This window comes from Flavobacterium sp. RSP46 (assembly GCF_003984825.1).
Taxonomy (GTDB): Bacteria; Bacteroidota; Bacteroidia; order Flavobacteriales; family Flavobacteriaceae; genus Flavobacterium.
On the sequence record NZ_RYDM01000008.1, the window covers coordinates 26432 to 40621 of the forward strand.

General features: G+C 34.7%; 11 protein-coding genes. 3 read left to right on the top strand and 8 right to left on the bottom strand.

The features are described 5' to 3' along the window. Positions 1-9 precede the first annotated feature (9 nt). The 8 genes from EKM01_RS12275 to EKM01_RS12310 form a co-directional block, all read right to left on the bottom strand. Complete coding sequence (locus EKM01_RS12275) at positions 10-429, bottom strand: hypothetical protein (RefSeq protein WP_126768562.1); 420 nt, start codon at positions 427-429, stop codon at positions 10-12. A gap of 97 nt (positions 430-526) precedes the next feature. Then, complete coding sequence (locus tag EKM01_RS12280) at positions 527-2941, bottom strand: S8 family serine peptidase (RefSeq protein ID WP_126768563.1); 2415 nt, start codon at positions 2939-2941, stop codon at positions 527-529. Between the two features lie 579 nt (positions 2942-3520). Then, entirely contained in the window at positions 3521-5611 is a 2091-nt protein-coding gene (locus EKM01_RS12285) for a TonB-dependent receptor (RefSeq protein WP_233589326.1), read from the bottom strand. A 306-nt stretch (positions 5612-5917) separates the two neighbouring features. Continuing rightward, a complete protein-coding gene (gene arfB, locus EKM01_RS12290; RefSeq protein WP_126457557.1) occupies positions 5918-6322 on the bottom strand; it encodes an alternative ribosome rescue aminoacyl-tRNA hydrolase ArfB in 405 nt (134 codons plus the stop codon). Between the two features lie 13 nt (positions 6323-6335). Further along, complete coding sequence (locus EKM01_RS12295; protein WP_126768565.1) at positions 6336-8456, bottom strand: DUF4301 family protein; 2121 nt, start codon at positions 8454-8456, stop codon at positions 6336-6338. Then, positions 8411-9040, bottom strand: coding sequence for a nicotinamide riboside transporter PnuC (gene pnuC / locus EKM01_RS12300; protein ID WP_126561472.1), 630 nt, complete (start codon positions 9038-9040; stop codon positions 8411-8413). The genes EKM01_RS12295 and pnuC overlap by 46 nt, the downstream gene beginning before the upstream one ends. Next, a complete protein-coding gene (locus EKM01_RS12305) occupies positions 9040-9759 on the bottom strand; it encodes a geranylgeranylglyceryl/heptaprenylglyceryl phosphate synthase (protein ID WP_126768566.1) in 720 nt (239 codons plus the stop codon). Before EKM01_RS12305 ends, pnuC begins: the two co-directional genes overlap by 1 nt. Before the next feature lie 138 nt (positions 9760-9897). After that, a complete protein-coding gene (locus EKM01_RS12310) occupies positions 9898-10527 on the bottom strand; it encodes a 4'-phosphopantetheinyl transferase superfamily protein (protein WP_126768567.1) in 630 nt (209 codons plus the stop codon). Between the two features lie 281 nt (positions 10528-10808). Here EKM01_RS12310 and ahcY point away from each other — a divergent pair, with 281 nt between their 5' ends. The 3 genes from ahcY (at position 10809) to EKM01_RS12325 (ending at position 13983) form a co-directional block, all read left to right on the top strand. Beyond that, positions 10809-12125 (top strand): adenosylhomocysteinase, encoded by a 1317-nt coding sequence (gene ahcY, locus EKM01_RS12315; protein WP_126457562.1) that lies wholly within the window; start codon positions 10809-10811, stop codon positions 12123-12125. Positions 12126-12221: 96 nt separating this feature from the next. Then, complete coding sequence (locus tag EKM01_RS12320; protein WP_233589331.1) at positions 12222-12785, top strand: transposase; 564 nt, start codon at positions 12222-12224, stop codon at positions 12783-12785. Between the two features lie 133 nt (positions 12786-12918). Continuing rightward, positions 12919-13983 carry a serine hydrolase gene (locus tag EKM01_RS12325; RefSeq protein ID WP_126553938.1) on the top strand — a complete coding sequence of 355 codons (1065 nt, stop codon included), beginning with the start codon at positions 12919-12921 and terminating at the stop codon, positions 13981-13983. Positions 13984-14190: the final 207 nt, after the last annotated feature.

Sequence of the window (14190 nt, forward strand, 5' to 3'; positions counted from 1 at the left end):
AACTGGTATTTATTGAAACACTATTGGTTTAGACGATTTCAGAATTTTTACAATATGAAAAGGATAGGCAACATCTTGTGTTACTCCTAATTGTACATTTTGTATAGTTACTGCAATGTTACTAGTGTTTTCTAAGATGTTTGTTATATCAACACTAGTACTTCTATTTTTCATATCAATAGCTACAATAATTTGGTAATTATTAAAATCTACATTAGTTTCTGTGAAAGTGGCAGTTATATTATTGTCAATCGAATTAAAATTAGTTAATAATGTTTGCCAATCATTGTTATTGGTTATTACTATATTTTGTCGAGTATAAATAGTATTATTATTCAAATGCCCTTTTCCAACTAAAACAGCCGTAATAGTTTGTAGTTCAAAATCATTTTCATCATCGCTTTTATTACAACTTATTGTAAATAACAAGACTATTAAGATTAATGTTTTCATAATTAAAAAATTTATTGTTAATACTAAATCTTTGACACGGTGTTAATTATTCATGTTAGATTAAAGTTTTTTTTTACTCTACAATAATTTGATGTCCTTCTATTTGTCCATCGATATTTATATTCAGAATATAAATACCTTTTGGTAATCCACTCACGTTGATTTTTGCAATAGTATTGACAATTTCAACCTTTCCTTTTTTATGTCCCATCAAATCATACAGTTCTGCTATAATTTTCGATTTCGTTGTTGGCTGCCTATTTTGATCGCTTAACTCGATGTTTACAAAATCACTTGATGGGTTAGGATATATAGTATACCATGCAGTCGCTTCTGGATTAGCCATTCGTGGTATTTGACCTCCACCACCTGAGCCATGGCTTACTTGTATAGATTTTGCCCCACCACAACCACAGGCATTTTTACCCATAAATTGTACTAAACCCGCATTCTGGGCGTAACCTGTAAAAACCTGAATTGAATTTGAATCACTATAATTCGTCAATTTTTGCCAGTTTTGTCCAAAATAATCAAACGTATTTACAGTATCATACGGATAAGGCAACCACCATTCATACGAAGTTGCCCCTAGAGAAATACCCCCATTATAATTTACTAACGCTCCAGTAATAACAGTTGATGGCCCTTTTAAAAACGCTGGAAGACTGGGCACACCCACCCAAATCGTTTTTGTAATATTTTTATACCCGCAAGTTGCGTTGCCAAAATATAGATTTAGAGTAATTTGACCACTTGCAGTTGATGATGTTGGGTTTAATATAACTGAGTTTGTGCCATTTCCTGTAATGGTAGCTAAACTATTGTCTTGTGTGACAGACCAGTTGTAAGATGTTGCGCCAACTGGAACTGTATATGTTTCGCTATTACAAATAGTATTATTTCCTGATATTTGAACATTGAAACCCATACATTGTGCCATAAGAACGGCTGCATAGGCATCTATCAATCCATATCCCATTTGATCATTCCAAGTGCCATTCGCTCTTTCTGTTATGGTTGTATAAGAATAACCACCTATTTTTTGAGATGTTTGTTCAATAATATCACGAACTTGTTGACCTGTTAAAGATGGATTTGCAGAAAGAATTAAAGCACAAACACCTGCAACATGAGGACTTGCCATCGACGTACCATCTAAAGACTGAGTACCATTGTTTGGAGTTGTTGATAAAATATTACTTCCTGGTGCAACAATATCTAATTTTGCTCCATACCCAGAAAAACTTGAACGAGCACCAATGGAAGTTATTGAGCCAACACTTATTATATTGTCATTAAAATTACTAGGATAATCCATAATTGGACCGGAACTTCCATAATTACCAGCAGCAAAAACTATTAAAGTACCTTTGTTGTTTCTACCTAAAGTCATTGCACTTGTAATTGCATTCTCAAGAATTGTACTGTGCAGTTGGTTATATAATTGTCCGCCCTGGTCGCCCCAAGAATTATTAATTACATCTGCTCCATTTTGATAAGCCCAACTAATTCCGCTGGCAAGTTCTGCTGATATATTAGGTGTTAATGATAATGAATGGCTTACACTCATTATTTTTGATAATGGAGCAACACCAACAACTTGTAAATTATTGTCTTTAATTGCTCCAATAGTTCCTGCTACATGCGTACCGTGACGATTGCCATTGATGAAAATACTGGGCGAAGTAGATGTTTGAGCATTATAACTTAAATTGGAGATATTTCCTGCCAAATCATTATGGTTTTTATCAATTCCTTGGTCAACAACTGCTACTTTCACGCCATTTCCTTGTGATATATTCCATGCTTGACACGCATTAATATCTATATTAGGATTAGCAGAATTATTTAATCCCCATAAACTTCCAAAATCGGTATCATTTGTACAATTATTTCTAAAATTAAACATAAAGGCTGGGTCAACGTCAGCAAATAAACCTGTTTCATATAAATAATTCGCAAGGTCTAATGAATTTCCAATAGTGCTTTTTTTCAATGATAGAATATACCATAGTGGCATATTGGGAACTTGTTTAACAATTTGTACATTTTTTTGTGTTGCAATTTGTTGTAATGTTGTAAAATCATTACTATCGTTAAGCTTGATATAAAAATAATTAGAAGTACCAATAGATGAAGCGTTGTTTCTCTTATAATACAATGAAACATTATTTATGTTTGGATTTTCTTTTAAAGAATTAATTTTTTGTAAAAACTCCAAATCAGTCGGGATATTTTGAAATTCTAATTTAGCTGTCTTTTGTGTTTTAATATTTGAGTTGTCAATTTCAAGATTGAAATCTTTGAAATTTAAAGTTGTGATACTTGATTTTTGTATATTTTCTTCGGTACTAATGTTTAGAAAAGTTTTGTCTAATGTCAAATAGACTTTTTGACCTTTATAATAGTAGTAATAGTTACTTTGTGCATATATTCCTAACATGCTGAATAAGAAAAAGAATATTGATAGGTGTAATTTATTTTTCAAGATATAAAATTTTTATAATTGTAAAATTAGTTGATTATTTTGTAAGACACTGAAAAACATGATTATAGTATGAATATATTTTTTGTTAATTTTCAAGATACTTTTTTCTAAAATCGAATTTTACACAATGTGATTTTTTTAAATTTATACTTTTTTTCTGGTTAACCAAGGCAAATATCAAAAAAAAAAAAAAACGTGATTAAAAAATTTACTTATTTTTTTAACTTAAATTTAACAAGTTTAGGTTGATGTATAGTTTTATAAATAATTCACACTACGAAGTTTTAAAGATGTTTAAATAAACATCTTTGTTAGATAGTAATTAATTGAGTAACTATCTTATATTTAGGTATTTAAATCCAATAGATTTAATTCTATTATTACGTGAATTCAAATCCTATCAGAACAAATTCTATTTTTCTGACGAATCTAAAATAGATTATTTTTCTTATAAATAACTAAAAATTTAAAATACCCTTTAAATTAATTTGTATTAAAATTCTTAGTAAATAATCACTGATAATAAAAAATCCCGACAGTCAGACCGTCAGGATTTCTAAAATTTTAGTTGATATTTTTCTAAAACTTCAACGTCAATCCCACCAAGAAATTAATTCCTGCTTGTGGATAATAATACGGATAGATGTCATACATGTATCCGTTAGAAACGTATTTTTTATCTAAAAAATTGTTTACAAGACCTGTTACAATTATTTCTTTAAAAATTGATTTGGGTTTAAAGGTGTACGCCACATTCAAATCATTCACAAAATAATCCGCCAACTTTGCAGCCGGCAATTCTATATTATTCATGTATTGTTCCCCAACGAATTTTTGCAACCACGAAATATGAAGATTCTCCACTGGTGTGTAGACCAGAATATTTCCCGCAATAATCGATGGCGAATATGCGATATCTGTAGTGCCGTAATCCTTTCCTTCAACAGCTAAATCAATATTTTTATTGGCACTCAAGGTAAAATTAGGACGGATAATCAATTGGTCTGTCAACGCTATTGTAGCATCCACTTCCAGTCCTAAGCGGTAACTTTTTTCGCTGTTCGAACGTATCGGAGCACCTACATCGTCTAAACTCCCTGTCAAAATCAATTGGTCTTTATAGGCCATATAATACACATTCGAGTTAAATTGTACTTTTTCCGCAACATATCTCCACCCCAATTCAAAGTCATTTAGCTTTTCTGGTTTTACGTTTCCGCCTTCATAATCACTCCTATTCGGTTCGCGATTGGCTCTGGCATAAGACAAATACACGGAATTTCCGGAATTGATCGTATAAGTTAATCCCGTTTTAGGGTTAAAGAAATTAAAAGTATCGTCCACAAGTGTTGGTTGAACACCATTGGCTTTATAATTAACTGATCTATATTGCAAATCTCCAAATAAACTAAGGAGTCCCGTGATTTGGTAATTGGCTTTCACAAAAATATTCCCGTCCGTTTTATTGGCATAATCATCGTAATAGCGATCTCCTAACTCACTCTGTGAGGCATTTCGTGCCCAGATCACTTTTCCAAAATGGTCGCCTTCATACTTATTCCATCCACCACCAAAAATTACATCCAGTTTTTCCTCTTTATAATTAGCAGAAAAAGTAGTACCGTAAAAATCATTATCCAACCATTTTTGACGCACTAAATCCGTTCTATTTATTGTTGTTCCTCCAATAGTAATTGGCGTCAAGTTATAGCTGGAAAATTTAGCGTCTTCCTTATAATTTTCATAGAATCCTTTTCCTTTGGTGTAATGCAAAGCAAAATTAGTACTCCAGTTTTCAGATATTTTTTCGTTCCAATGCAATTGAGAGTGATCTTGCTGGTAATTATCCGTTTCATTATCATAAAAACGAGCATTTCCTTGCTCGTCCGTAAAAGCACCTGATGAATTAAACGCTCGGTCATTCTGCAGCGTTTCTGCATCTATTCCGTTCCAAGACTGGTACGTTTTTTCAGTACCTCCAAAAACCAATGCTTTTATCAAAGTCGTTTTACCGACATACGTTCCCTGCAGAAAATAGGATTTCAAATCAGAAGCGCCACGATCTACAAACCCGTCAGACTTGATGGCTGATAACCTTCCTGCGATTTCAAAATGGTCGTTCATCAAACCCGTACTGAATTTTACGGTGTGTTTTCTGGTATTGAAACTACCCACAGAGTTCGATATTTCACCAGAGCTTTCTTTGGCAAAATTGTCCGTCAACATGTTTAAGCTCGCCCCAAAAGCACCCGCTCCATTCGTAGACGTTCCTACGCCACGTTGCAATTGCAAACTTTCTAATGATGAAGCAAAATCTGGCATATTTACCCAAAAGGTTCCCTGACTTTCAGAATCATTGTAAGGAATTCCGTTGATAGTGACATTCACTCTTGTTGCATCGCTACCACGTACGCGAATTCCGGTATACCCTACTCCATTTCCAGCATCAGAAGTCGTCACAACTGACGGCAAATAATTCATTAAAATAGGAATATCCTGTCCTAAGTTTCGGAATTTGATTTCCTTTTTGTCCAAATTACTGAAACTTACCGGCGTTTTAGTAGTGACCCGCACCGCCGAAACCAAGACTTCATCAAGTTGGTTTACTTTCGTAGTGTCTTTAACTTGAGAAAAAGAGATAAATGATGTAAAGAGAAAGACAGAAGACATAAAATATGTCAGATTCTTGGACTTTGAAACTTTAAGACTTTGAGACTTTGAGACTAAAATAGTATTCATCCGTAAATAAGATTACGAATAAAAGGGGGAATTATTCCTTTTGTTAAATTAATAAATGATTGTTTCCTATGACAAATAGATAGTGTGCACGCTATTTTCTTTGTCATTTTTTCCCTTAGCGACATTACTCGCCCAGGTTCGTTGGGTATGATCTCAGCTCGTTATTTAGAGCACCCCTTTGAGACAGCGCAAAAGTAGTTTTTTTTGTTCGAATTTTAGAAAATAAAAAATAAAATCTTATTCTAAATTTGGTTTTCTCCTGTTTTTCTTGACTTCAGAAATAGTCTTTTTATCCTTTATTCTTTTTCTAATGACTGATTTAGGGATTCTGGTGGGTTTTCTTTCTTTTGGAACAAGCAATGCATTTTTTATTAATTCCAAAAATCGTTTGATTACGAGTTCTTTGTTTCTAAATTGACTTCGGTCTTCCTCACAATTTAAAATTAAAACAGCATCAGTGGTAAGTCTGGACGATAATTTAGTTGCAATCAAAAGTTTTTCTTCGTCCGTTAAAGCCAGAGAATGGTGCAGATCAAAAGTCAACACCACTTTAGAGGATACTTTATTTACGTTCTGACCGCCGGCTCCACTGCTCCGGACTGCTTTAAAACTTAATTCGGATACGATTTTTTCTATTTCCATTGATGCGTAAATTTTAGAACTGATGTGCCGGTTTCAACAAATCATTCACCGTTTTGACCGGATTAAAAGTAATCAAAGGCACCTCAACAAACACAGTCAGCCATTTAGCCATTGCGCCGTTCCATAAACCAGGCAATTCATACCCTTTGATGTTTTTGCCCGCTACATTTTTTTCCACAATAAAACCACTACTATAATCCACAAAGTGAGTGAGATCAAATTTCTCTTTTTTATAATTTTTTAGGCTACAGACTAAATCAACCGGATTAAAATGGGTAGCAGCATCCAGAATCGTCTTTTGATTGTCGTTTGCCAAATCGACTTGGAAACCTTCTACGATTTGCAATGAAATTCCTCCTTGATGATCCCGGACCCAAAACGGCCCTCCTCCGGGTTCACCCTCGTTTTTTACCATTCCGCATACGCGAATCGGCCTGTTTAAAATCGCTTTTATTTCCTTGATTTTATTGTCCAGAGTATATGTATGAAAACCGTCCTTCATTGTAGTATTCAATTTTTCCTTCAAAAAAAGAATAATTTCATCTACAAACGCGGACTCAATTGCCACAGTATCCAAGGCGTTTAAATACCTGAAAACTTGCTGCTGTATTGCCAGCAAAATACCCGCCAACCCTTTTTTGTACAAAGAAATTTTCTCTAAATTGTTTTGAATTACATTGTCAATGTTTTTGATAAATACTATATCAGCCTCTAAATCATTCAAATTGGCAATCAAAGCACCGTGTCCTCCGGGCCTGAAAACTAATTGTCCCTTTTCATCTCGGAACGGCTTGTTTTTCATAGTAACCGCAAGTGTATCAGTCCGCTTGCTTTGATAGGAAAAACTAACCTGTATTGTTACACCCGATTGCTTTTCAATTTTAGATTTAATTGCATCAATGCGGCTTTCAAACTTTTTTTGATGGGATTCTGACACTGTAAAATGCAAATAAGAACAGTTATTAGTGCTCGTATAATGCGTACATTCCTGTAAATGCTCTTCCACAGGAGTTGCAATATGGGTTTTGTATTTATGAAAAGGAAGAGTCCCTTTTGGTTGATTTGCAAAGTCAAAATAATCAGATGATAAAATGAATTTTATAAAATAATAATTTTTCAAACTTGGATCTAAAGTATCAAAAGCGGCATACTCGGCTCTGAGTCGTTTATCGATTGCTTCAAAAAAGGGAAGTTTTTCCATTCCCACGATAAAAACAGCAAGTTTATTTGCTTTTTTTCGGTTGATATAGGAATTAATTGATTCATTTTCAACATCAAATTCATTTATAAATTCCGCCAAAAACTTAAACATTCTGCTGGCTGCTCCGGAAGCAGGCACAAATTTCTGTAATTTCAGATTTGATTTATGGGCATCAAAAAAAAGGGATTTTTCTTGAAAATCTTTTTCAGATAGCTTTAAAATACCATTAGACACTGTTGCCGGACGAACCAAATCTGCTTTGGGGATACCGTTTTTAAAAAAATTCAATTGCTTTTGAATGTTTTTCATTGAAATTCCATACTCCTGAATATACAGAAAATCATCCGAGGAAAACCCGAGTTCCCTTGCTAAAGTTAAGTCATTAACACTTGCAATTGCCTTTTTGAGACGCAAATCCTGGTCTCCGGAAAGGGTTATAAATGGTTTATTATTATCGATTAAAGATTGTTTAAACACGGCAAAAACAGATTCTCTTCCTTCTGCTTTGTCTCGCAAATCATCTTTTTCCCAGGGTACATCAATATCTGTCAGAAAAAACAAATCGTATTCATGTGCGCGAGCTGCTTCATGCAACAAAGGATCACAGTAGTTGTAATACACCTCCGAAAAAACTTTGGTCACCATTAAATTCGTATCACAAAAAAGATATTTATTGGCAATCAGCGTTCGTTCATTTTCTAATTTAGCTTGACCGTAAGCAATGGGCAGCATATCATCAACGGTACATATTTGCTGACTTGAATCCCACTTTTCTTGCAGGTAATCACGTGCAAACTCCGGAACCCATTCCGTTTTATAATAGTCCGCAAGCTGTCTGGCCAAGGTAGTTTTGCCAGTGCTTTCAGGACCAAATAAAGCTATTTTAATTATTTTTGTAACTCCGTTTGAGAGCTGTCTGAGATTTTCTTCCATTCTAAATAGCCAAAAATGGCAACTATTGTAAATACTATGTATTGAAAACTGGTAAAGGTATAGCCTTTGGCAAAATACAACGGAATGGAAATTACATCTCCAATAATCCAAAACACCCAATTCTCGACTTTCCTTTTGGCCATGAGCCACATTCCCACAAAGAAAATCCCTGTAATAAATGTATCTACATAGGCATACCAAGTGGTAAATTTACCAAAATAGTGGTATACTGAAACCACAAAAGCGACCGTAAATATAAAAAGAATTATCGCAATTCGTTTTTCAGAACTTGAAATTTTTGAAATTGGGAATTCTTCCGTATCGCCTTTTTTTCGGGTCCAATGGTACCAGCCATAAATACTCATTACAAAATAATAGCCATTAATCATCATGTCACCCCACAAGGTCCATTTCCAGAGCAAATACACAAATATGGACGTACTCACTAATCCGGTTGGAAAAACCAGAATATTGTCTTTTTTGGCGTACCAAACACTCCATAGTCCAAAAATGACAGCTATAATTTCCAAGATAATATCTAATGTTGAATACTCGCTGTACTGCGAAAAAAAATAGTCTATCATTAATTAAGGTTAAAAAAATTAATATCCTTTTCAAAAGCGGTTCCTATAATTACTAGATCGGCTCCGGCAGCATACGCGTTTTGAATTCCCTGCAAATCTACAATACCACCACCAACAAGTAACGGAATTTCAATATTTTGCGTAACTAATGCAATCATTTCTAACGGAACAGCTTGTTTAGCGCCACTTCCCGCTTCGAGATAAATCAGTTTATTACCTAACATTTCTCCCGCTAGTGCCGTAGCCAATGCTAAATTCAGATTATTTCTATCTAAAGGCTTTGTTTTACTAATGCGTTCTACTGCGGTTTCAGTGCCACTTTCAATCAAAATATAACCGGTAGAAATGATCTCGAGTTGGGTTTGTTTTAAAATGGGTGCTACTTTTACTTGGTGTTCGATTAAAAAATCAGGATTGCGACCAGAAATTAAAGACAAAAACAAAATCGCATCGGCTTTATCTGAAATTTGAGATGGGTTTCCAGGAAATAAAACGATAGGCAATGTGCTGCTTTTTTTTATTTCTATAATTAATTCGTCTAAAATGTTGTTTTCAACCTGGCTTCCGCCAATGAAAATATGTGTTGCGGGTGATTGATTGATTTTTGAAATTAAACTAGGTAAATTTTCCAAAACTATTTTATCAGGATCCAGAAGAATCGCCAGGAGCTTTTGACATTCGACTTTAGATTGTATGATTTCGTTATAAATGTTTGTCATTTTTGGTACGCAGATAACGCGGATTTTGTGGATTTAAACGGATTTCTGATACTTTATATTGTTGCTTATTAATTGTCTTTTCATTGCTTAACCAGTACGGGCAAAGCAATGACAAACTGCGCGATGAAATACTGTGTACTATTTTTCGAAAGCATAAACTAACGTAAAATCCTCTATTTCTTCAAAATGAATATTGAAATTCTTCAATACATTATTAAAATGAAGTTTAGCTTTATTTTGTTTAGCATTTAATTCAAATGAATGAACGTTTATATGGTCTTTGAAACTGATTCCTCTTTCGTTTCTAATTTTGAAAATAGCCTCTTTGGCACCCCAAATAACCGTTAATTTTCGGATATATTCTTCACTATCCATATCCAAGAATTGAAACTCGCTGTCACAAAATTTATCAGCGATTCGAGTGATTTTGTCTCTTTGCAATTCAATGTCGATTCCTACAGTTTCGTCACTGATTATGATGGCCGAAAACTCATGAGAATGTGTGATGGAAATGTGCTTTCCATCGTGTAAATGGGGTTTTCCGAAGGTGTCATAATACAAATCAAAATCAGTATATCCGGCTTGTTGCAATGCCTTACGAACGCTCAGGAAGGCGCGTTGGTGCATTTCGGATTTCATTCCGTCCAGTCGATTTTGATTGTTTACATTAAGAACAATCTGCTGGTTTAATTCGGAGAAAGGTTCCATTATTTTCCAAATTAAAATTTGGGTGGCGGCATTAGGATGTATGATTTTATAAAGTGGCATCGTGTTGTGATCTTGATTTTTAGCCCCGGTAGCAGCGACATCCTTTTTTCACGCTTTTTTGCGTGTAAAAAGATATAGCGAATAACGGGAAATAGCTCCAGAAACTGAAACAAGTTCAGCTTAAAGAAATTATTTAGTTAATGTTCAAAAGATTAGCGAATTAAACAATTCATAAATCTTCTGGAAAACCGTAAAATTCTAAAGTTATTGCGTAAATTTGCAAAAAATTTTCACCCGAGCCTGAAAGGCGAACGGACGAAGTAATTACAAATATACTATAAATGAGTACTACAACTATGCCTTTTGTGGCTTTCAAAGTAAAAGACATTTCCCTGGCGGCTTGGGGAAGAAAAGAAATTGAATTAGCAGAAGCTGAAATGCCAGGTTTAATGGCGCTTCGTGCGGAATACAAAAACGAACAACCACTTGCTGGTGCTCGTATTGCGGGATGTTTGCACATGACAATCCAGACTGCAGTTTTGATTGAAACGTTGATCGCTCTTGGTGCTGAAGTTACTTGGAGTTCTTGTAACATTTTCTCTACACAAGATCAGGCTGCTGCAGCGATTGCTGCTGCTGGAATTCAGGTATATGCTTGGAAAGGGTTGAACGAACCTGATTTTGACTGGTGTATTGAGCAAACATTATTTTTTGGCGAAGACAGAAAACCATTGAACATGATTCTTGATGACGGTGGGGATTTGACCAATATGGTTATAGACCGTTACCCGGAATTAGTTGCAGGAATCAAAGGATTATCCGAAGAAACTACCACTGGAGTACACAGATTATACGAAAGAGTAAAAGCGGGAACATTGCCAATGCCGGCAATCAACGTGAATGACTCGGTTACTAAATCGAAATTTGACAACAAATACGGTTGTAAAGAATCAGCAGTTGATGCAGTTCGTCGTGCAACTGACTTGATGCTTGCTGCAAAAAGAGTAATCGTTTGTGGATACGGTGACGTAGGTAAAGGGACAGCAGCTTCTTTTAGAGGTGCTGGTTCTATTGTTACGGTTACTGAAATTGACCCAATTTGTGCGCTTCAAGCAGCGATGGACGGTTTTGAAGTAAAAAAATTAGATACGGTTATTGCAACTGCTGATATTATCATTACCACTACTGGAAATAAAGATATTGTTTTGGGTTCTCATTTTGAGAAAATGAAAGACAAAACTATCGTTTGTAACATTGGACATTTTGACAACGAAATTGATATGGCTTGGTTGAACACTAACCACGGTGCATCAAAAATCGAAATCAAACCTCAAGTTGATAAATACACTATTGCTGGAAATGATATTATTGTATTGGCTGAAGGCCGTTTGGTAAACCTTGGTTGTGCTACAGGTCACCCAAGTTTTGTAATGAGTAACTCCTTTACTAACCAAACACTGGCTCAAATCGAATTATGGAAAAACAGTGCGGCATACAACAATGATGTGTACATGTTACCAAAACATCTTGATGAGAAAGTAGCCATGTTACACTTAGCTAAATTGGGTGTTGAATTAGAGACGTTACGTACTGATCAAGCGGATTACATTGGCGTTCCAGTTGAAGGCCCGTTCAAACCAGAATATTACCGATACTAGTCGAGTCATTGCGAGGAAACGAAGCAATTCTCACTATTATAATACAAACCCTTGCAGTTCCGAAGTTTCGGGAGCAAGGGTTTTTTGTTTTTGGGCGTGACCCTTCGCAAAAACTACGGGTCGGATACTTATACGTGCCCTGCTAATGAAACCCCAACGACCAATGGAAATTGCTACGCCAAAAAGAACGGCACGTCAATAAGCCAGATGAAGCATTATAAATCTAGTGCTTGTCTGAGTTGTGAACTTTTTAAAAAATGCACCAAAAATACCAAAGGCAGACTCATTGAACGCTCCCAATACGCCGATTTTATTTATCAAAATAAAGTCAGAATCCAAAATAATTATGAAATATACCGCAGACGACAAGCTATCGTCGAACATCCAGCAGCCTGTCCCGCTCTTTGCAGGAGAGTAATAAAGCGGCAATGGGATTTTTATTATATCATGACAAAGAAAACCATAAAACGCGCCGCAGCTGATGTTGGATTGATTTTTACAGCCTACAACCTGCGCCGAATCTTCAACCTGATTGATCACAATCTACTAAAACAGTATCTAAGAATACTGGCGTTGTATTTTGTGATGTTAAGAGCAATTTTTAACCCTTTATACGGACTGTTTTATTTTAATAATCATCAGCGACTTTTGCCAGAATGAATTTTAATTGTAGTTTATATAACATATATTTACTTAATGATTAACAAAATACAGTTCGTTTAGAGGTTTTTAGACGAACTGACGTTAGCGGGAATCGCACCCACTATAACCGTAAAATCAAACAAAAGAAAACATGAAAAAAACATTGCTTTTAATCGCTCTTTTAACGGTTTTTAATAATACTTATTCACAAGAAGACAAAGTCGATCTTGCAATAAAAGAACTTATTCAAAAAAATAAAATTGTCGGTTTACAATTATCGGTTATTAAAGAAAATGTTATTGTAAAAACAAGTCATTATGGATTCGCCAATATTCAAGATTCAATTGCTGTAAATAGTCAAACCGTTTTTAGCATTAATTCTATTACCAAAGCATTCACAGGAGTTGCAATCATGCAATTAGTAGAAAACGGAAAATTAAATCTAGAAGAACCTATTTCAAATTATTTAGATAAATTACCCCAAACTTGGCAAAAAATTACCGTAGAACAGCTTGCAACCCATAAATCGGGACTTCCTGATGTTTGGGATTCACAAGGCAATATGCTTTCCGAGGATGGTAATATTTTGTTCGAAAACGTCAAAAAGCTACCCCTTGCTTTTGAACCTGGAAAACATGTGAGAGAAGGCTTGGCAAATTACATGCTTCTAGGAATGCTTATAGAAAAAATTAGTGGACAGTCGTTTGAAAAATTTATTATGGAAAACCAATTCAAAAAAGCAGGAATGAAAAACGCCATGAAGGCAGGAATTGGGGATTTTTATAACATTATTAATAACTCATCAAGACCATATACTTATTTTAGAAATAATGTTCTAACTAATGTTTATCAACCAATGCCTTCAAATTTATTGCCTGCAGGTGGGATATATGCAACAGCAACCGAAATGGCACAATGGGTAATTGCATTACAAACTAATCAATTAATTAATGCTGAAAATCTTAAAATTCTTTTAAAACCTATTGAATTAGAAAACGGAAAACCATATGAAGAGAATGGTTTGCTCGACAGAACTTCAATTGGTTTTTCATTAAGTTCAAGAGCTGAAAATCCAATAATTGCTTCAATGGGTGGTGCAAGAAATGCATTATTTATTTATCCTAATAAAAATGTTTCAATAGTAATTTTGACAAATTTAATGGGTTCTCATCCTCAAGCTTTTATAGAAGAAATTGCTAAATTATACATTAACTAAAAATAACAACTGCCGCTAACAGCTAGGGCTTACAAGTGCTACTCAAAAAATCGTAATGCCGGATTTTGACAAACCGTTAAGGCAAAATATGCAACGCAAAACGCCTGATAAATTCTGATGCATTTTTGACCCAAAAAAACCAACCTGTTTTAGTTTCAAATTGAGAGCTAATCCGATAGAATAATAAAGAAACCTCTCGATTTACAA